The following is a 20,994-nucleotide window of genomic DNA, read 5'->3' on the forward strand; positions in this document are numbered from 1 at the left end:
TGTCAGCCCTGAAGGATATCAACTTTATGGGGGTGTTCGTCATCCACCAGCGGGATTCTGTCGTCCGGCAGTACGATGCCATCCAGTGAGACCTGGTATTCGCCGCCGCCGCGCGAAACGGTGATGTGATACTGACTGTAGCCATGTTGATACGTCATACCAAAAGAGGGCCAGTCATCTGGCAACTGAGCATGAATGGTCAGGACGGTACCATAACGTTTTATTCCCAGTAGTTCCTCTGTCAGCAGACGGTATGCCCAGCCTGCGGAACCGGTATACCAGCTCCACCCGGCGCGCCCGGTATGTGGCGCGACGCTGTAGATATCCGCACTCATGACATACGGCTCCGCTTTATATATTTCCACTCCGGCTGCGTTCAACGTATGGTTTATCGGATTTATCATTGACCACAGTTGCCAGGCACGCGCTGTATTGCCCATCCTGGCAAACGCCATCACTGCCCAGATGGCCCCGTGCGTATACTGCCCCCCGTTTTCTCGCACTCCCGGCAGATAACCCTGAATGTAACCTGGATTTGACCCGTGACCATCGAAAGGGGGTGTTAATAGTTTAATCAACCCGGCATCGTTATCCACCAGGTGCTTATCCAGCGCTTGCATCGCCCGCACGCTGCGATCCGGGCTGGCGACCCCAGACAGGACAGACCAGCTTTGCGCAATCGCATCAATCCGACAGTCCTGCGAGGCTTTCGACCCCAGGGGAGTGCCATCGTCAAAATATCCACGCCGATACCATTCGCCATCCCAGGCAGATGCCTCCAGATTTTTTTTCAGGCGCAGAGCTTGTGAACGGCACATCGACGCGACACTGGCGTCCTGCTGTTGCTCTGCCAGCCGAGCGAATCGTTGTAAAATGTCGTACAGGAAGAACCCCAGCCAGACGCTTTCACCCTTACCTTCAATACCGACCCGGTTCATCCCGTCATTCCAGTCGCCAGCGCCCATCAGTGGCAGGCCATGCTGCCCGAATTGCAGTCCATGTTGAATGGCTTTTACACAGTGTAACCAAAGGGTTTCTTTGCTATCGCTGATGGCGGGGGTATCGTAAACAGATTCTTCCCGCGGCTGGATCGGACGACCTTCCAGATAAGGAATACTCAGTTCCAGCACATTGGTGTCTCCTGTCGCTTCCACATAGTGGCAGACAGCAAGAGGGAGCCAGAGATAGTCATCCGAACAACGCGTTCGTACGCCGTTGCCGTGGGGAGGATGCCACCAGTGCTGCACATCCCCCTCGGCAAACTGCCTTGAGGCACAGAGCACAATCTGTTCGCGCAGACTATCTGGCGCGACGTGGCTCAGAGCCAGCGTATCTTGCAACTGATCGCGAAAACCAAATGCACCGCCGGACTGGTAGTAACCACTTCGCGCCATGAGACGACAGGCCATCGTCTGGTACAGTAGCCAGCCATTGACCAGCAAATTTACGGTGATATCAGGCGTGTTGACCACGATTTTATCGAGCACGTTGTGCCAGTACTGGTGTACTCTGTTCAGCTCCTGACGGGCAACATCCTCATTCAGATACCGGGCAATAGTCGCCTGGGCCTCAGCCTGATTTTCCTCTGCGCCGAGAACGAAAATAAAGGTTCTCTGGTCGCCATCAATTAATGTGGTCGCAGACTGTACTGCACCGCACGGGTCCAGACCGGCCCCCGTTTTACCTGTGAGTCTGCGTAATTTCATGGCCGCCGGTTGATACAGGGAACCATTGCGGCCAATGAACTCACGGCGGTCGCTCGTCAGCGAACAATGGGGACCACTGACGGCAAAAAATGCGGTACGCCCGCTACCGTTCGCGCCATAATAATTGTTGGCCATCACACCGCAGCCGTCCGGGATGCTCGCCGGCTGGGTAACGATGTGAAGGGCAGAGCGGGTGCGTGATTCTCCGAGGGTCCATTCCACATAGCCAGTGACAGACAGTTTACGCGTGCGCCCCGAATTATTGCTGAGTGTCAGGATCGCCAGTTTAACCGGCGCCTGTTCAGCAACCAGCACCGTTAATTCGCTGTCTATGCCGCTCTCACGATGGGAGAACACACTGTAGCCGAAACCGTGACGGGTGAGATAATCGCCCTGACCGCGTACCGGCAAGGTGGTAGGTGACCAGCACACGCCACTCTCTTCATCACGCAGATAAAATGCTTCACCGCTGCGGTCACTGACCGGATCGTTTTCCCACGGTGTTAACCGGTATTCATGGGCATTCTCATACCAGCTGTAAGCCTGCCCCGCTTCTGAGATCACGCTGCCAAATCGGGGGTTTGCCAGTATGTTTGACCAGGGGGCGGGGGTCGGTTCGTTTTCCCTGAGGACAATTTGATACTCCCTACCGTTCTGAGAAAATCCACCGTGACCGTTGAAATGGCGCAACTGGCTGGTATCGGGTGTCCAGTCACTATGTTGATTGATCCCAGGCGTCGTGTGAGGAATAAAAGGCCTGGCCGGAATCCTGGCGGTATGGATACGCTGGCTGAGTTGTTCATTAAGTCCGCCCGCGCGGTCATCAAGGCACAGACAGGCCACACTCATCAGCAGTTGTTTATCTTCGGCGGTCAGATGTTCACCATTTCGCACAAAAATCCCGCCCGATTTATCCACCAGACTGGCCTCTGACCCGGCATAGATTAAATCCATGATCTGATGTTGCAGCGCCTGCGGGTAGCCACCAGGGCTGTTATTCATAATCACCAGATCCACTTCCAGTCCTTTCAGCCGCCAGTAACGGTGTGCCTGAATAAGTGTGGTCACAACGGCGATACTCTCTTCACTGGTGACGCTGAGCAGCACAATAGGCAGATCGCCTGAAATCGCCCAGCCCCACAGGCCCGGCTGACCGCGCCGGTTGAGGCAAATGACCTGCCCATCGGCACGTAATTCCTGACAGGGGTAAAGTACTGCGCTGGCGAGTCGATTAAACAGCGAAGCATCATCTTCACTGGCGTTCATCTGGCGTAACACCACCAGACTGTGGGACCAGGCGAGTTCAAACACGCGGTCAGCGATGGGATGATCACGATATTTTTCCAGTAAAGACAGACTCTGCTGGCGACTTGCGCTGATGCCATAGATGATATCAACCGTGATCGGCTGTCCCGGTTGTAAGGTGATCGTATGGCGTATTGCAAGTATGGGATCCAGCACCGCCCCTGCCGTGTTGCTGAGCGGCCCATTTGAGCGGGTAACTAACGCATCTGCCGGACTTCTGCCGCGACCCAGAAATTTCGCTCTGTCGGTTTCAAACGAAATACTCTTAGGGTTATCGCCATGTACGACCATCATGTGAAACAGGCACGGGCTTTGTTCGTCCGGCGAACGTGGACGTCGATGACAAAGGATGGCGTCACGGTCAGGATTAAGTTCGGTCTGGATAAACAAATTACTGAATGCCGGATGCGCCAGATCGCTGGCGTCAGGTGCCAGCACCACTTCTGCATAGGTCGTCAGTTCAAGGGTGCGCGGCTGGCGACCACGATGTACCAGGGTGACACGGCGCAGCTCAATATCATCCTCAGGGGAGACCACAACCTGCGTTCTGACGCTGAGCGTGCCGAAGGTGCATCTGAATTCCGCGCCTGCATCGGTAAAAATGACTTCATCACTGCGGTCGGCATCTCCGCCTGTCGGTTGCCATGTATTGCTCCATACTTCCCCCGATTGCGGATCGCGTATATAGCAGAATGCTCCCCAGTTATCGCGGGTGGAATCGCTGCGCCAGCGCGTGAGGGCAATCCCGTTCCAGCGACTGTAGCCACCGCCCCCGGGCGTCAACATCAGGTGGTAATGGCTGTTGGACAGTAGCTGAACCTCAGGAACCGGGCTATCCGGGTTGGTAAAAATGCGTGGTTCATAGCGAACCGGTTTAACTCTTCCTTCATGAGATTCAAAATGACGGCGTGGGCTATAGAAGTCGACCGCATCCGGCACACGCTCCTGCAACAGCAGGCTCGCTGACCTGAAGGCCGTACTGGACATGAACCGCTCCACCATCGGGGCGTCAAGCAGCAAGTGGGCTAAGGCCTGAAATGCCATTCCCTGATGATGCGCCATCCAGGACTGCACGACGACATACAGTTGTCCGGTGGCGAGACGCGATGGGGTATAGTCCAGCGCTTCATAGAAGCCATATTCGCCGCGCGCACCATTTTTTTCCAGCCTGAACAGATTTTCACAGGCTTTTGACGGCGAAACCATCAGCGCCAGCAGTGTGGCATACGGGGCGACGACCATATCGTCGGCCAGCCCACGCCGCAGACCGAGGCCGGGTACGCCAAACGCCTGATACTGGTAATTGTGTTGAACATCAAAAGCATGATAACCAGACTCTGATACGCCCCATGGCACTCCGCGTTCTTTACCCCAGTGTATTTGACGCTTAACCGCAGACTGGCTCATCTCATTCAGCAGACAACCGGGCCAGGCTGGCATAACCAGATTCGGCATCAGGTATTCAAACATTGAACCGCTCCACGACATCAGTGCAGTTTCATTGTCGATAGTGGTGAATAATCGCCCCAGCGCATACCAGCTTTTAAGCGGCAGTTGGTTAGTGGCGATGGCGAGAAAACTGGTCAAACGGATTTCAGAGGGCAGGAGATCGTAGTGACTCTTGTCCAGCATATTCGTGTCACCGTTGTAGCCGATGCTGAGCAGGCTGGTCGCGTCACTGTAAAGGAATGTGAAATCCATGCGCGCATGATCATCCAGCCGTTGCTCAAGTTCGCTGATGATGTCCAGCCGCATACGAGCCAGGGCGATAGCCGAGGCCGGTGGTGTTCCTTCCCCGCTATACCTGGCGTGGGCAAGCCAGCTCAGCGTCGGCAGCGCGGCTTGGTTATAGGTCGGCGGTAGCCAACCCAGCAGATGCGACCATTCGTGGCACAGCTGCACGAGTTGATGTTCCAGAAGCTCAGCCCAGCGCACTACAAGGCGGCTCTCCTGATGACACTGCGTTGTCAGATGGTTGCACTGGGCGCGCATTTTTTTAAGTTCGTGGAATAACTGTGTCGGGGGCAACGACATCGCGATGAGACAATGTTTGCGTAGCAGTCGTAAAATGGTGGGCGCGTTCTGGCCCCAGTGCTTTTCCAGAATCTCCATGGTGTCGTTCAGCCCGGCCAGTATCTGCTCACCGTTCAAAACCGGCTGATGACGCATGGCGGTCAGCCCTTCACGCAGTGTCAGTATGTGGCCAGCCATATTGCCGCTGTCAACGCTCGAGACATAACGTGGACTCAGTGGAGCCAGCGTACGGGTGTCATACCAGTTATACAAATGACCGCGGAAGTGTTCCATTTTATCCAGCGAGTCGAGCGTGAGTGTCACGCGCTGCAATACTTCGCCGCCATGCAGATAGCCAAAATCCCAGGCCGTCAGATTGGCCAACAGGGAAAGTCCAATATTGGTGGGAGAGGTGCGGTGCGCGATCGTCGGTTGCGGTATTTCCTGATAATTATCAGGCGGAAGCCAGTTCTCTTTCGCTGTAATAAATGTTTCAAAGAAGGCCCAGATTTCGCGGCTTGTCTGGCGCAACAGCTGTTTTTGTTCCAGATTCGGTGAAAATGCTTTACGCACAGGCTGGCGGCTTAACCAGCTCAGCAGCAGGGGAGCCAGGCACCATAGCATGCTGACGGGTAGCGCAAAGGTAAGAAGCAGCGGTGCAAAATGGAAGGTCAGAACCGTCAAGGCCACACCGCCAGCCACATTCAGCCACATCACCCGATAAAAACGCAAAACGGTGATCTGGGCCAGGTTGTTATCCGGGCTGTGGCTGGTCCACTGGCTGAGGTTGCGCTGACTAATACCCAGACGCCACAGCGTCACGCCAATCGCGTACAGAGAATATCCGGCTTCATGCGGCAAGAGCACAAAATTCAATCCAATACCTGAAAGACGTTTCAGTGCCCCAGCCGCCACCAGCGGCAAATGCTGTTTCAGTTGACGTCGAAGAGGTTTATGCAACAGGTCGTAGGCGGTACTCAGCGTTGCAGGCAGCAGCCACACCAACGCCAGCACGCCAAGCCAGTAAAATGGATTGGGAACCCAAAGCAGGGAGCAAAACAGGAGCGCCAGCAAAGACGGAGCCACCAGGCTGCGACGCAGATTATCAAATAACTTCCAATAAGAGAGCGCGGATAACGGGTTTTTCTCCCGGTTGCCATCCGCTCTTCTGACCCGTGGTTTGAGCCAGTTCAGCAGTTGCCAGTCCCCTCGGATCCAGCGCGTGCGGCGCGCGACGTCCGACAGATAGTTGTTCGGGTACTGCTCATACAGCAAAACCTCACTTAGCAGCCCGGAACGGGCGTAGCACCCTTCCAGTAAATCATGGCTGAGAACCAAATTTTCCGGGCAGGTGTTAATTGTGGCCTGGACAAAGGTATCGACATCATAAATACCCTTGCCAACGAAAGATCCTTCCCCGAAAAGATCCTGATAAATATCTGATGACATCATTGAATAAGGATTATTCCCCGGTACGCTACTGCGCAGCGCGGCATAGCGCCCCTGCCCGTTGCGTGGCATCTCCTCTGCCAGTCCAGGTTGTAAGATGCCGTATCCTTTAACCACCCTCTGGCGTAGCGGATCATACTCTGGTAGGTTCAGTGAATGCGCCATCGTTGCGACCAGCTTATGCGCCGTATCGCGTGGCAGAACTGTGTCGCTGTCAAGTGTGATGACATATTTAATGTGGCGCGGTAACAGATGAGCAGGCATGTCTGCAACACTAGAAAATTGTGTTGCAGGATGGCGTAACCAGTCATTCAGCAGCGCCAGTTTGCCGCGTTTACGTTCAAAACCCATCCACACCCTCTGAGGAGGATTCCATTCAGGCTTACGGTGTAACAGATAAAAGCGTGGACGGCTGGCAGGATAGCGCTGGTTAAGATTGTGAGTCTCTACGATTGCCCTTCTCAGCAGTTCACTGTTGCCTGCGGTATTTTCAGTAGCGGAATCAGCGAAATCGGTAAGCAGGGCAAAGCAAAGATTTTCGTCCTGATTGCCAAGCCAGCACACTTCAAGACTGGTGAGCAATTTGCTGATGCTTTCATGACTTGTCAGCATACAGGGAATCACTACCATGGTGCCGCAATTAGCCGGGATACCGGCTGAAAAATCCATCCGAGGCAATGGGCGAGGGATGCGAAAACGGGTGGTCGCCTCACTGAGTAGATCGCTCACTAACTGACTAACCGCAACAGTTAGCGGCAATGCCACCAGTATTAGCCACCACCCCATCCCCTGTCGTGCCGTTTCGTGTAATATTCCGGCAGTCACTGCCGTAGTCAACAAGCTCAGGCTCCCCAACCATGACAGCAGGGGGATTTTATTGAAACTGTGCCGCAGACGTATCAGCCTTGACGTGTCAGCCGACAGCTGAATTTCCAGCTTCTGGCGGCCTTCTCCTGCCAGATAATAGCCGATATGCTGCCCTGGCGTATCGGGAACCGCTTCACGTGAAAGCGCCAGCACACGGCAGGCTACCTCTGGTTCACTGAAGCGACTGTCTCTGGCCAGGACTTCAATAACATGACGGTAATGGTCCCGGGTATCAAAGTGCATCCGGGCGTAGATGCCGGCAGGATCAAGACGTAAGGTTTGTTCTACCACGCTTATCGCTTCGACGAAATCGGCCCAGTTGGTTTCACTTAGCAAACGTAAACCCGCAATACTGTTGCTGACAGAAAGCTGGCTGGCGGCAAGCTGTTGATTGAAGCGATGAATGAGAACATCGGTGGTGACACCCTGTTCAGCAAGGCGCTGGTCAACCCACGTCAATGGAAGCGCCAGCGCATTGCCATGTCCCTGCAGGCGACGGACCAGTTCTGCGACAAATGCACTGCTCAATGGCGGGCGCGAGCGTGCCATGTCGGCAATCACCATAATTAAGTCGGCAGGATTATTCTCTGCACACTCGAAAATCCGCGTTATCCAACTATCTGCCAGACTGCGTTCTTGCTGGGCTTTTACCACTTCCAGACTGACACGACGAAGGTTTTCGATCAGGGCCAGTCGCAGCATACCCGGTAGCGCCCATACTTCCCCCAGAGTTAACTGTGTCACTTGCTGATAGGCAGTGATATAGCTGGTCAGGCTGGCACTGTCCCAGCGCCCATCGCCGTGCGCAATCGCTTCTGAGGCGATATGGTAAATGCGGGGGCAATGGTGCGGCGCGGTCAGGGACGGGAGACCTTTGCCAAAGCTTTTTGGCAAGTGCTGGCGGACGATGCGGATTTGCTCCTCAATCAGGTAGTAATTGTCCAGCAACCACTCTCCGGCGGGCATAATGCTGGTTTTTTTACCTGCATTCAGCTCATAGCAGTTTTGTGTGATTACCGCCTCATTGTCATCCAGCCGTTTAAGCAGATAGTAAGGCAGTTTGTCTGGCGATAACTTGTGCGTGCGGGCCAGCGTTTGACCGTAACGCTCCATCTGAAGCGTTGAAAACAGCTCTGCCCGCAGATTATTGTCACCGCCAGGGGGGGATGCCGGAAGCGCAGCCAGTCCGGGGGCGTTCGTCAGAATTCGGGAGTGGCTAAACCACGTCCAGGGGTTCATTTTCATAGCGTTGCTCTGATGCGACGTTAACGCGCAAGAGCAGTTGCGAAATCAGCGTAGAAACGTTCTCTCAGGATGGGCGTAAGGCATCAAGGATTTAACAGCTGCTGGTGTATATCTTAAGTATAGAACATCGGATTTGTGCGACACCCGGTATCTGGCGCTAGTGAGTTGAGACAAACAGAGCTTTACATCCCGGGCAAAGCATTGCCTGCTTCAGACGGATTTTTGACACAGACTGGGATGATTTTAAGCCGCAGACGGGACAGGTGACATCGGACGTCGATGCACCACTGAAGAGTTTCATTGCGTAATCGATAAAAGACATGATGATTAACCTTTCAATGAATGAACTTCACTCTACCACGCCTGATTAAATATTAATCTACCTGAAGCTGGTATTTGCAGGTTAAGCGCGAAAAATCGCACCGCTACGGATTGCAGCGTGCTTTTAAACGCATGTTCGCGTTGTTTGCCACGATCTTTGAATCCTCACTTCATCAGCACCTGAAACTGCGGATTGAATTCATCAAAGATCGGCAGTGCCGCCGCGCCCAGCGCAGCGGTATCGCTGCCGGTCATCCCGGTTTTCAGGCGTGAGCCAGTGAGATAGCGCCCGCGTACTGATTGATACAACGGCGGCAAACGCTGGACGATTTTGTCCAACAATGTAGCGGGCATCATGCCGCCGATAATCACGCTTTCGGCATCAAAAATGCACTCCAGCATATTGATCGCCTGACGTAATGGAGCCAGCACGCTGTCAATCCAGCGATCAAACAACGCCGGGTCCACTTCGAGTAAATCGTCCGGCAAAGCGCTCATCGGGTCCAGCCCGCAAAATTCATAGGCAGCCTGCAACGAAACATACCGTTCCAGGCACCCTTTATTCCCGCAGTAACACTCACGTCCCTGTGGATCGATCACGATATGCCCTACTTCACCGGCGTTGTGCGCGTGGCCAGTATAAATATGGCCATCGGTAAAGATACCGGCTCCCAGCCCCGTACCGATATAGAGATAAATAAAAGAGTTAAGCTGACGTGCCACGCCGTGAAAACGCTCGCCGATCGCCGCCACCGTGGCATCGTTTTCCAGCGTCACCGGTAAACCGCTCATCGCCGCCAGTTCGGTCTCGATATTGACGTGCTCCCAGCCGTTCAGCGTGGTAGGTCCCACCGAGGAGATCCCCTCAACTCCGAAAGGTCCGGGCATCACCACGCCAATCCCCAGCACCTTATTCCAGCGCGCGCCAAGTTGAGTTTTGATCTCCACCAGTACTTCGCCGATGCGCGCTAAAGTGGCATCAGGTTGGGGCTTTTGCACCAGAATAAGGCGGCGAAAATGAATTTCACCGGTCAAATCCACCAGCACGATCAGCAGCGTTTGATGATCAAGATGGATACCGATCGACCATGCACTGGCAGGATTCAGCGTTACCGGAATCGCCGGTTGTCCCCGTCCCTGCTTGCGCGGCTGGCGGCTGGCGAGCAGCTCCGCCTCTTCCAGTTCCGCCACGATATTGGATACCGTTTGCGGAGTTAGCGCCGTCAGCCGTGCCAGTTCCGCCCGCGTCAGTTCGCCATGCAGGCGAATGGCTTCGATGATGACACGGCGGTTATGCGCACGTGCGTGTTCCAGATTGGTTCCCGAGGTTTTCATCATGCTCCCTAAGCTCCTGACGCAATCGCATCAATATCTATGATCGGCTACACATTTTCCATGCTGTTCACCTGACAGAGGCAAAAATCTGTGCAGAGTTAAGCGCAGTGGCCAGCGAGATGTATGCCCTGGCACGTCACTTGCTTAAGCTAATTGATGTCAGCCGAAGCAATCTGACAACTTGTGCCCGTTATTAAATCAATCAAATTGATTTAATTAAACACCCTCTTTTTGCATTAAGGCGGAGAAAACCATGAAAACCCGATTCACTCCCACGCTGAAAGGATGTTTTGCAGCCCTGCTGTTAGCGAGCGCGGGAAGCGCTTCAGCGGCCACCACGCTCAATGCGTTGTTTATGACCCAGGCCGCATATAGCGAAAACGATATTCGTGCCATGACCCAGGAATTCGAAAAAGCGCATCCGGACGTGCAGGTCAATCTGGAGTTTGTTCCTTACGAAGCGCTGCACGATAAAATCGTTGCCGCACGGGGTGCCGGTGGTAACGGTTATGACGTGGTGTTGTTCGATGCCATCTGGCCTGCTGAATTCACCCGTTTTGATCTGTTGCAGGACGTGAGTAGCCGTATCACCTCGGAAGAAAAATCACAAATCTTTCCTGGCGCGATGAATACCGTGGTGTTTAAAGGGAAAACCCTGGGGATGCCGTGGATCCTCGATACCAAATATCTTTACTACAACAAAGCGATGCTGGAAAAAGCCGGTATCACCACCCTGCCAGAAACCTGGCAACAGGTGATGGATGATGCGCGCACCATCAAAGAGAAAAACATCGTGAAATATCCGCTGGTCTGGAGCTGGTCACAGGCGGAAGCGCTGGTGTGTGATTACACCACCCTCGTCTCCGGCTTCGGTGGCAAATTCTACCAAAACGGCAAACTCGATTTCTCCAGCCCAGCGTCATTGCAGGCGGTGAAGTTGATGAAAAGCTCATTGGATGAAGGTTTGAGCAACCCGGCCTCGCGTGAATACCTGGAAGAAGATGTGCGTAAATCCTTCTCCAACGGCGATGCCGCTTTCGCCCTGAACTGGACCTACATGTACAACATGGCAAACGATCCGAAGCAGAGCAAAGTCGCCGGTCAGGTGGGTATTATGCCTGCACCGGGCGGTGCACCGGGTGACGTGGGTGCAGTTAACGGTTCGATGGGCTTAGGTATCGCCAAAGGCAGCAGCCATCCGGAACAGGCGTGGCAGTACATCAGCTATATGACGTCCCAGCCGGTGCAGAATAAATACGCCACGCTGAGCCTGCCAATCTGGAAAAGCTCCTATCAGGACCCTGCGGTGCTGAAAAACCAGGAAAGCCTGATCGCAGCGGCGGATAAATCACTGAATGTGATGCTGTCACGCCCGGAAACCGCCGACTATTCTCGTCTCTCCAACACCCTGCAACAGCAACTGCAACAGGTGCTGCTCGGCAGTGTGACACCGGAAGCGGCGATGCAGGCGGTAGATAAAAGCGCGGCACGTTTGCATTAAGGGGTCAGTATGCTGAGTTTGCGTCAACGCGAACAGCGGCAGGCATGGGTGCTGCTGGCACCCATGTTACTGGTGATGCTGCTGCTCACCGCCTGGCCTCTGCTGCGCACCATCTGGCTGAGTTTCACCGATGCCGCTCTGATTGGCAGTGGTGAAGCGCCCGGCTGGGTGGGATTGGAAAACTACCTGTATGCCATAACCGATGCGGATTTTCAGACTTCGCTAGGGCGTACTCTGTACTTCACCGTGGTATCGGTGGCGATTGAAGGAGTGATTGGCGTACTGGTCGCGCTGCTGCTCAATCAAAAATTCGTTGGTCGTAACATCTTACGCGTGCTGGTGATTCTGCCGTGGGCACTGCCGACCATCGTCAACGCGATGATGTGGCGACTCAACTTCAACCCGGACTACGGCAGCATCAACGCCTTGCTGACTCAATTGGGGATCATTGATGGCTATCGCAGCTGGCTGGGATCACCTGATTCCGCGCTCAACGCGGTGATGCTGGCCGATATCTGGAAAAACTATCCGCTGGTGACGTTACTGGTGCTGGCGGCGCTGCAATCCATTCCTGACGATCTGTATGAAGCAGCACGTCTGGATGGTGCCTCGGCATGGCGACGTTTTCGCGCCATTACTTTTCCTGCCATTGTCGGTCCACTCAGTGTCGCCCTGGTGCTGCGTACTATCGATGCGTTCAAGATCTTCGACATCATTTACGTCATGACACGTGGTGGCCCGGTCGACAGCACCAAAACCCTCAGCTTTTACGTTTATCAGGAGTCATTCAGCTATCTGCGTGCTGGCAGTGGTGCCGCTTACGCCATGCTGATGACGCTACTGTGCGCCGTGCTGATCACCCTTTACATGTTGTTATTGTGGCGGCAGCGTCGCCGCGGGAGTGCCGATGAAGGCTAAAATACGCACGGCGGCGAAATACCTCGCCGCGCTGCTGGTCGCCGTCTCGGTACTGGCACCTATGGGTTGGCTGTTTCTGATGAGCGTCAGCGCCACCAGCGATCTGACGCGCATCCCGCTGGAGTGGTTGCCGCGTCAGTGGGATTTCACCCGCTACGGCAGGCTACTGTCGCTGGCACCGGGACAACCCGGTGCGCTATTCCTGCACGCGTTAGGCAACAGCCTGATTGTCGCAACCGGCGCTACCGTGATTTGCCTGTTGCTGGCGATCCCGGCAGCCTTCAGCTTCTCACGCTATCGTGGGCGCGACGGCTGGCTATTTGCTTCCCTCGCCATCTATATGGTGCCGCCAGTGGCCTTTGTCCTGCCGCTGTACTTCCTGTTGCAGCAGTTTGATCTGCTCAACACCCGACCCGGTTTGATCATTGTCTATTGCTCGCTGATTCTGCCGTTCCTCACCTGGATGCTGAAAAATCAATTCGATAGCCTGCCCCAGGACATCGAGCAGGCCGCGCGTCTTGATGGCCTGCGCGTGTGGCAGGTGCTGCTGCGCATTACCTTGCCGCTGGCGAAACCGGTGTTGGGTGCGGCGGCGCTGTTTGGCTGGCTGCTGGCATGGGACGAATTTTTCTATGCCTTGTTGTTCACCAGCAATATTGCCGCGCAGACCCTGCCGGTGACCATTGCCGGTTTCACCGCCGGACGTGCTACCGATGACGGTTTGATTGCGGCGGTCGGGATTTTGGCCTCAGTGCCACCCCTGTTTATTGCTATCTGGCTACAAAAAACCCTGGTAAGCGGGCTTGCCAGCGGGGGGAGTAAGGGATGATCAACACAACCACCGCCACCCTTTACGTGGTGGGCAATATCAATGTCGATTTAATTATGGGCACGCTGGATCAGTGGCCACAGCGTGGCACAGAAGTGATGGTCAAACACAGCGAGTTGCGACCTGGCGGCTCTGCCGGTAACTGCGCCCTGGCACTGGAGGCAATGCAGGTGCGCCACCGCGCCATCGCCAATCAGGGCGATGACGGCCTCAGCCAATGGCTGGCCAGTCATTTTCCCCATAGCGCCGCACATTGGCCGCGCAGCCAGTGCGAGACCTCGTTGACGGTCGGCGTTACCCATTCCGATCACGAACGTTCCTTTATCAGTAACTACGGACATATCGTGCAGCTCACCGCGCAGCAGGTGCTGGATCAACTGCCGCAGCAGGCAACTGAGGGCGATATTGTGTTGCTGTGCGGCACTTTTCTCTGCCTGGATTTGTATGGTGACTATCCTGCATTGCTCGCTGAACTACGCCAGCGTGGCTATCTGATTGCTGTCGATACCGGCTGGCCACCGCAGGGCTGGACGGAGGAAGTCCGGCAGGATATCGCCCACTGGCTGCCGCTGTGTGACTGGTTGCTGCTTAACGAAGTAGAAACCCTCGGGCTGGCGGCACAGGAAGACCTCGCACTTAGCGCAGCGCAGCTGACGCAACAGTTAAGTGGCCGTGGTGGCTGCGTGGTGAAATGCGGCGACCAGGGCGCGCGTTGCTGGTCAGGCGATCAACAATTTAGCGAAACTGCCCGGCCAGTGACGGTGGTGGATACCATCGGTGCAGGCGACAGCTTTAACGCTGGGTTTCTCACCGCCCTGCTGCATCAGCAGGACGCTGCCCAGGCGCTGCAATGGGGGATTGCGGTGGCCGCACTGGCAATCAGCACTGCACCACGTCGCTACCCCAACTGGCAACAACTCCAACTTTCGGCAAAGGAACAATAACCATGGCCAGTGTTGAACTGATCAAAGTCGCCAAACGCTACGGCAAACAATCGGTGCTACATCCGCTCGATCTGACCATTCCCGATGGCAGTTTTACCGTGCTGGTCGGCCCGTCTGGTTGTGGCAAATCCACGCTGCTGCGTTTGCTGGCCGGGCTGGAGAGCCTGACCGAAGGTGCCATTTTGATGGACCAGGTGCAAATTAACGATCGCGATCCGGCTGACCGCGATATCGCCATGGTGTTTCAAAGCTATGCGCTGTACCCGCATCTGACGGTAGCAGAAAACCTGGCGTTTCATATGCAGGTGAAAAAGGTCAAACGCGAGGAGCAGCAGAGCAAAATTCAGCGTATCGCCGCCATTCTCGGCATTGACCAGCTGTTGCAGCGCTATCCACGTGCCCTCTCCGGCGGACAACGGCAGCGTGTGGCCATGGGCCGCGCCATGGTACGCAATCCGCAGGTGTTCCTGTTTGATGAACCGCTCTCCAACCTTGATGCGCAGTTACGGATGGAGTTACGCGCAGAGATTAAATCGCTGCATCAGCGCTTCAAAACCACCATGGTGTATGTCACTCACGATCAGGTGGAAGCGATGACGCTGGCGGATCAAATCGTGGTGATGCAGGCCGGTCACATCGTACAGCAGGGCGCACCGCTGGAGATTTACGATCGTCCGGCCAATACCTTTGTGGCACGGTTTATTGGTTCGCCACCGATGAATCTGCTGTCTGCCCAATTGATCGCGCATGATGGCGTCCCTGGCGTGCAGTGTCAGGATCTGTGGCAGCCCCTGCCGGAACGCTGGCATGACGTAGCGCGTGCGCGTGACGGGCAACAGGTCACCATTGGCTTACGTCCGCACGATCTGCGCGAAGCGGAAAATGGCGCAGCTGCGCGGGTGAATGTGGTGGAGATCACGGGCGAATCGACCTTGTTACATCTCGACTGGCACGGCCATGCGTTGCATATGCAGATTGCCGGACGTCATGCTGCCAGCAGTGGTGATGAATTAATGCTCGGTTTTAATTGCGAGAAAATACATCTATTTGATGCCGAAAGCGGTTATCGCTTAACCGAATCCAGTCGCTGAAAATAAAAAAGCCACCCTCAATATGAGGGTGGCGAAATTAAATTCAGTTAATTAAAAACGCATAACAACGATGTTTTCGCGAACCCTCTTTCCCTAAGCATTGCACGATTCACTATTTTACCTTTTCATCAGCTTTCGTCTGTCTTGCTCGTTTAAAGAAACTGTAAAACCCTTTTCATAATGTCCCGTAGCGGCGCGATTTATCGCGCTGTTTTTAAACCCGCGCGATAAATCGCGCCGCTACGGATGTCTTGTTATCTGACAAGCATCAGGCGTTAAATCACGCCATTACCATGTCTTACCAATATTAAACTGGAACTGTTCAGACTTATCGCCTTCATATTTCTTGATCGGCACAGCATAAGAGAACACCAGGGGTCCAAGCGGTGACTGCCATTGCAGCGCCAAGCCGCTGGAAACACGGATTTCGCTCGGATCACCGTAATCCGGAATACCCGCTGCACGTGTTTCCGCGGTATTTTCCCATTTGGTATCCCATACCGTACCGGCATCGACAAATAGCGAAGTGCGCAGGGAGCTTTCATAACGTTCGCTGACAAACGGTGTTGGTACAATCAACTCCGCACTGGCAATCGCCATGGCGTTACCACCGACGGCATCATCCGATTTTTCCACCGGACAAGTGGCATAGCTGCTTTCGCTGCCGTTACAACGGTAATAGGCCGCTTTCGGACCAATGGTGTTGGAGGAGAAACCACGCACCGAGCTGGAACCACCGGCATAGAAGTTATCGTAGAACGGCACTTCTTTACCACCCAGACCATCGGCATAACCTGCTTTGGTACGGCCCATCAACACCCAGCGGTGATCGCTGCTGAGCGGGAGATAGGCATTGGCACTGAGCGTACTTTTGTAATAGCTGTTGGTGGATCCCGGAACGGTCACTTTGGTGTTAAAGCCTGCCGTCACACCCGATGTCGGGAAGAAACCACGGTCCAGCGAATTATATCCCCAGCCAATATTCCAGAAGACATCGTTGGCGGTGAAAGTTTCATCACTGGTGCCATCATCATCGGTGGTTCGTGTCACCACCGAAGGATTTAGACCTTGCGAAGCAAGGTAACGCCACATCGCCACCTGTGGAGCCATATTGCTGACACGGTTGTAGACGTAATCAAACCCGGTGTTGATGCTGTTATTTTCGCTGATCGGGAAACTTAAGGTGGTGCCAGCGCCTAAACTTTTCAGCGTATATTCAGACAGATCGTCATCGTCGGCTTTATAGTCGTTGTAGAACAACTTGCCGCCGAGGCTGACACCATCCACCGTGAAGTACGGATTGGTGGCGGAGACTTCGACATAGGTCTGATAGTCGTTTTTGGTGCCGCTAAAACCAACGGTATTACCAGTGCCCATCCAGTTATCCTGGCTGACGCCAAGCTGGAAACTGACCCCGCTGTCGGTGCCATAACCCACGCCGACGTTGAACGAACCGGTGTTACGTTCTTTCACTTTGTAGACCACATCGACCTGGTCCGGGCTGCCCGGTACACGCTGGGTATCGACATCCACGCTTTCGAAATAACCGGTACGGTTCAGACGCTCTTTACCCTTATCGACGAGGTTATTCGCCAGCCATGCCCCTTCCATTTGACGCATTTCGCGGCGCAACACCGAATCCTTCGAGGTATCGTTGCCTTCAAAACGCACCTTACGCACATAAAAACGGTTGCCGGCATCCACATTGACATGCAGTTTGACCGTCTTATCCGCATCGTTTATTTCCGGCTGGGTGCTGACCTGCGGGAAGGCATAACCATAGCGACCTAACAGATCTTTGATCGCATTTTCATTCTGGGTAATCTTCGCACCGCTATACAGACCTCCTTTTGGAATCTGCGCCAATTTTTCGATCTCGGCAGAGTGACCGGCTAAATTACCATTCACCTCCACGCCGCTGACATGATACACATCGCCTTCGTGAATATTAACGGTGATATAAATCCCTTTACGGTCCGGCGTCAGGCTGACTTGGGTCGAGTCAATATTAAAGCGGGCGTAACCGCGATCGAGATAATAACTGCGCAGCGTTTCCAGGTCGCCAGACAGTTTCTGTTTCTGGTATTTCTGGTCGGCGATGAAATTCCACCAGGGCACGCTGTCACGTAATTGGAATTGCGTGATCAGTTCATCATCCGAAAAAGCGTGGTTACCGACAATGTTGATCTGCTGGATTTTTGCCGATACGCCTTCGGTAAAGATAAATTTCAGATCGACACGGTTGCGTGGTAACGGGGTGACCACCGCTTTGACGCTGGCGGTATATTTACCCACGCTGTAGTAAAAATCTTCCAGCCCTTTTTCAATCGAGGAGAGCGTGGTGCGGTCCAGCGCATTACCCACACTGACGCCAGAGGCATCCAGGTTTTGTTTCAGTTGGTCTTCTTTGATGGCTTTGTTGCCGGAAAACGAGATGCTGGCAATCGACGGGCGTTCCCTCACTTTAATCAGCAGCGTATCGCCATCACGCAGTACCTGCACATCTTCAAAGTTGCCGGTAGCAAACAGGGCACGAATGGTATTTTTGATATCGTCATCGCTGACACGATCGCCGACACGCACTGGCATACTCAGCATCGCCGCACCCGGTGCGACACGCTGTAATCCATCAAAATGAATATCCCTGAGGGTGAAATCATCTGCACCGAAGGCAGTGGTGGTCACCATAAAGAGTAACCCGGTTAACATCTTTTTCATCTGCTATGAGCCTGCCGCTATTCCTGTGCCTGTGGCGATTGCCTTGATTCCCGCACCACAAAAAACGGGCTGAACACAGGGTTCAGCCCATTGGTAGTGGCGTTATGTTCCGGAAAAAAGACCGCTTCGCCAAAGGTAAATTCAGTGCGTCAGGCGTATTTTCGGTTATTTTACAATAAGCTGAAAATCCACTGCTGAAATTTCCTCACAAGAATTACGCCCCAGAAACAATTAGCATTCGGTTGCGACCGGTTGAAACGAGCGGCGGCTCAAACTGGTTAACACCACCAGCACCGCCATTAACATCCATTCAACGATCAGCGTGCCGGTGATCGCCGTCAAATGCGTGCCATGCGACCAGATTTGCGTAAAGATGCCCCCCAACAGCATTGGCCCTAAACCGAGCGCCGACTGCTGCACGGTCGACAGCATGGCGCTACCCGCCCCGGCCTGATGATGCGGTACGCCGGTCATGCCAATGCGGTAGAACGTGCTGACGATAAATGACTGACCAAAACCAATCAGTACCGTCGACGGGATCAGGGTGACAATGCCCACGTTCGGCCAGGCGAATTGCAGCGTGGCAATCAGCAACAACAAACCGAGCATCTGAATAGCGCAGCCAGTCAACAGCGTGGCGCGCTTACCAAACCGCTCCACCATGCGTGTGCTTTGCATCGCGCCAATAAAATAGGCGATGCCGAGCGCAATAAACGCATTCCCGGATTCAAAAGCGCTTAATCCCAGCCCCGATTGCAGCGTCAGCGCCACTGCAAACATAAAGCCGCTCCAGCAGGAGAAGAACAACACCGCCATGGTTAAGCCAAAGCGTACCCCAGGCAGACGTAGCAGTGAGGGCGGCAGCAGAGGTGCGCCCTGTGCCGCTTCCAGTCGTAAAGAACTTTGACGCAAGCGGTGCAGGAACAACGGGAACAGCGCCAGTAATAAGATGCACGGCCACGACCAGTGCAGCACCGGCCCAAGCGCCAATGCCAGCATCAGACAACCTACCGCCCCAGCCAATAATAATGTCCCGCTAACATCAATCGCTACGCGCTGGTTATTGTGGGTTTCCGGCACACAGCGGCGCGCGGTTAACAGCACAAACAGGCAGATCGGCAGGTTAATCAGAAACACGCTACGCCAGCCGTAACCACCGATATCCGCTTTGATCAGAAAACCGCCCAGTACCTGACCAACAATGAACGCCAGCCCGCCGATACCGCCATACAAACCAATGGCACGCGCATGCGCTCTGCCTTTCAGGGTCACGTGTAGCGTTGCAAGGATTTGTGGCACGATAAATGCAGCACCTACCCCTTGTAATGCGCGGGCGAACATCAGCATCCCAACATGGCTGGCGATGCCGCACAGCAGTGAGGCAAGACCAAATGTCCAAACGCCCGCCAGAAACACCCTGCGGCGGCCATAGTTATCCCCGAGTCGGCCACCCATCGCCAGACAGATGGCGAAGGCAATGCCGTAGACCGCAACGATCAGCGCCAGCTCGATCGGCGTGGCGCGCAGGCTATGCGCCATCGCGTCGAGCGCGACGTTAACGATTGAAAAGTCGATCATAGGCAGCAATTGCCCGGAAAGCAGGACCACCAATCCTGCCCGTTGAAGTTGCGATGATTGCATCGGTTTACCCTTGTTTTTGTCTTCAGTGGGGCATAGCATCTCTTAACCATTAAACGGGTACCAGTTCTTGTTTATCATGGTATAAATTCTACCCGTCTTAACAGGAGTGCCTTTGATGCTCACCGCACAACCCACCACTAACGCCGCTAATCACAATCGCAAATTGCTTGGGACATTTCTGCGCACCCGCCGCGAAAACCTCGACCCGAATCGCCTCGGTCTGCCACGCATGCGTCATCGCCGTACACCGGGCCTGCGGCGCGAAGAAGTGGCACAATTGGCCGATGTTGGCGTGACCTGGTACACCTGGCTGGAACAGGGACGTGATATCAAGGCCTCTGCGAAAACCCTGACCGCTATCGCCACTGCCTTGCAGTGCAACGATGTGGAAACCCAACACCTGTTTTCTCTTGCCGGGCATAACCTGCCATCCGTGCGTGTGGCGGCCGCTTGTTGCAAAATTGCCGAGCATAACCAACAGATGCTGGACGCCATCCAGTTACCCGCCATCATTGAAACCCCGCGTTTCGATATTCTTGGCTACAACGCCGCCTGGTGTGCGCTGATGGGGGTGGATATGGCAGAAATTCCGCCTGAAGATCGTAACTGCATCTGGCTGGCGTTCAATCATCCCGGCTGGCGCGCCGCTATGGCCGACTGGGATGAAGTGATGCCGCAGATGGTGGCGATGTTTCGTGGTCAGATGGGAGAACATCTTGGCGATCCACACTGGGAAAGTTTCCTCGCCCGGTTGCTTGCCAGTTCGGATGATTTTGGCCGCACCTGGCAACGCTATGAACTGGGCAAGGTGGAAAACCGTGTGAAGCGTTTCCGGCGTGCCAGTGTGGGTGAAATGACGCTGCGTCAGAATAACTGGTGGTCAGCATCGCGAAACGGGGATCGTTTGTTGGTGTATGTGCCGGATGATGAAGTGAGCGCAGCGGCGTTACAGCAGCTTATCACCCGCGCATAACTGCAATCCGCTGAAAAGTGGTGACCCGGATTAAATCAGTCCATGGTTGAGGCTACAACCTTTGATGTCCGTGGGCACCTGATGCCCCCCACTCCCAGTTCAATTATCGCCAGGATGACCAGTGAACCGATAAGCCAG

General features: G+C 54.5%; 11 protein-coding genes. 6 read left to right on the forward strand and 5 right to left on the reverse strand.

Translation table 11 applies throughout. The features are described 5' to 3' along the window. Positions 1 to 2: 2 nt before the first annotated feature. The 3 genes from AC6I8W_RS22875 to AC6I8W_RS22885 form a co-directional block, all read right to left on the reverse strand. On the reverse strand, positions 3 to 8,585 hold the full coding sequence (locus tag AC6I8W_RS22875; protein WP_497838412.1) for a GH36-type glycosyl hydrolase domain-containing protein: 8,583 nt from the start codon (positions 8,583 to 8,585) through the stop codon (positions 3 to 5). Between the two features lie 157 nt (positions 8,586 to 8,742). Then, a complete protein-coding gene (locus AC6I8W_RS22880) occupies positions 8,743 to 8,907 on the reverse strand; it encodes a YnfU family zinc-binding protein (RefSeq protein WP_497838413.1) in 165 nt (54 codons plus the stop codon). A gap of 164 nt (positions 8,908 to 9,071) precedes the next feature. Further along, positions 9,072 to 10,241: an ROK family protein gene (locus AC6I8W_RS22885; protein ID WP_497838771.1), complete on the reverse strand. Its 1,170-nt coding sequence runs from the start codon at positions 10,239 to 10,241 to the stop codon at positions 9,072 to 9,074. A gap of 253 nt (positions 10,242 to 10,494) precedes the next feature. On the opposite strand from AC6I8W_RS22885, the gene AC6I8W_RS22890 reads away from it, so the two are divergent. Genes AC6I8W_RS22890 through AC6I8W_RS22910 form a run of 5 tightly spaced genes read left to right on the forward strand, consistent with a single transcriptional unit; the run spans position 10,495 to position 15,524 of the window. Further along, the gene (locus AC6I8W_RS22890) at positions 10,495 to 11,742 is read left to right on the forward strand and encodes an extracellular solute-binding protein (RefSeq protein WP_497838414.1); all 1,248 of its coding nucleotides are present in this window, start codon (positions 10,495 to 10,497) and stop codon (positions 11,740 to 11,742) included. Positions 11,743 to 11,751: 9 nt separating this feature from the next. Then, the gene (locus AC6I8W_RS22895; RefSeq protein ID WP_497838415.1) at positions 11,752 to 12,660 is read left to right on the forward strand and encodes a carbohydrate ABC transporter permease; all 909 of its coding nucleotides are present in this window, start codon (positions 11,752 to 11,754) and stop codon (positions 12,658 to 12,660) included. Continuing rightward, positions 12,650 to 13,489: a carbohydrate ABC transporter permease gene (locus tag AC6I8W_RS22900; protein ID WP_497838416.1), complete on the forward strand. Its 840-nt coding sequence runs from the start codon at positions 12,650 to 12,652 to the stop codon at positions 13,487 to 13,489. Before AC6I8W_RS22895 ends, AC6I8W_RS22900 begins: the two co-directional genes overlap by 11 nt. Then, positions 13,486 to 14,433 (forward strand): carbohydrate kinase family protein, encoded by a 948-nt coding sequence (locus AC6I8W_RS22905; RefSeq protein ID WP_497838417.1) that lies wholly within the window; start codon positions 13,486 to 13,488, stop codon positions 14,431 to 14,433. The genes AC6I8W_RS22900 and AC6I8W_RS22905 overlap by 4 nt, the downstream gene beginning before the upstream one ends. Before the next feature lie 2 nt (positions 14,434 to 14,435). Next, positions 14,436 to 15,524, forward strand: coding sequence for an ABC transporter ATP-binding protein (locus AC6I8W_RS22910; RefSeq protein WP_497838418.1), 1,089 nt, complete (start codon positions 14,436 to 14,438; stop codon positions 15,522 to 15,524). A 288-nt stretch (positions 15,525 to 15,812) separates the two neighbouring features. Here the strand turns inward: AC6I8W_RS22910 and bamA are convergent, their stop codons facing one another. Next, positions 15,813 to 18,242 (reverse strand): outer membrane protein assembly factor BamA, encoded by a 2,430-nt coding sequence (gene bamA, locus AC6I8W_RS22915; RefSeq protein ID WP_497838419.1) that lies wholly within the window; start codon positions 18,240 to 18,242, stop codon positions 15,813 to 15,815. A gap of 231 nt (positions 18,243 to 18,473) precedes the next feature. Further along, positions 18,474 to 19,883 (reverse strand): MFS transporter, encoded by a 1,410-nt coding sequence (locus AC6I8W_RS22920; RefSeq protein ID WP_497838420.1) that lies wholly within the window; start codon positions 19,881 to 19,883, stop codon positions 18,474 to 18,476. A gap of 115 nt (positions 19,884 to 19,998) precedes the next feature. On the opposite strand from AC6I8W_RS22920, the gene AC6I8W_RS22925 reads away from it, so the two are divergent. After that, complete coding sequence (locus tag AC6I8W_RS22925; RefSeq protein WP_497838421.1) at positions 19,999 to 20,856, forward strand: helix-turn-helix transcriptional regulator; 858 nt, start codon at positions 19,999 to 20,001, stop codon at positions 20,854 to 20,856. Positions 20,857 to 20,994 lie beyond the last annotated feature (138 nt).

It is taken from the genome of Pantoea sp. X-Soil-TKNS-1211 (genome assembly GCF_059730495.1).

Bases quoted from the DNA above. Each gene is read 5' to 3' on its own strand.
- AC6I8W_RS22875 (WP_497838412.1), bottom strand. From the start codon at position 8,585: ATGAAAATGAACCCCTGGACGTGGTTTAGCCACTCCCGAATTCTGACG.
- AC6I8W_RS22880 (WP_497838413.1), bottom strand. From the start codon at position 8,907: ATGTCTTTTATCGATTACGCAATGAAACTCTTCAGTGGTGCATCGACG.
- AC6I8W_RS22885 (WP_497838771.1), bottom strand. From the start codon at position 10,241: ATGAAAACCTCGGGAACCAATCTGGAACACGCACGTGCGCATAACCGC.
- AC6I8W_RS22890 (WP_497838414.1), top strand. From the start codon at position 10,495: ATGAAAACCCGATTCACTCCCACGCTGAAAGGATGTTTTGCAGCCCTG.
- AC6I8W_RS22895 (WP_497838415.1), top strand. From the start codon at position 11,752: ATGCTGAGTTTGCGTCAACGCGAACAGCGGCAGGCATGGGTGCTGCTG.
- AC6I8W_RS22900 (WP_497838416.1), top strand. From the start codon at position 12,650: ATGAAGGCTAAAATACGCACGGCGGCGAAATACCTCGCCGCGCTGCTG.
- AC6I8W_RS22905 (WP_497838417.1), top strand. From the start codon at position 13,486: ATGATCAACACAACCACCGCCACCCTTTACGTGGTGGGCAATATCAAT.
- AC6I8W_RS22910 (WP_497838418.1), top strand. From the start codon at position 14,436: ATGGCCAGTGTTGAACTGATCAAAGTCGCCAAACGCTACGGCAAACAA.
- bamA (WP_497838419.1), bottom strand. From the start codon at position 18,242: ATGAAAAAGATGTTAACCGGGTTACTCTTTATGGTGACCACCACTGCC.
- AC6I8W_RS22920 (WP_497838420.1), bottom strand. From the start codon at position 19,883: ATGCAATCATCGCAACTTCAACGGGCAGGATTGGTGGTCCTGCTTTCC.
- AC6I8W_RS22925 (WP_497838421.1), top strand. From the start codon at position 19,999: ATGCTCACCGCACAACCCACCACTAACGCCGCTAATCACAATCGCAAA.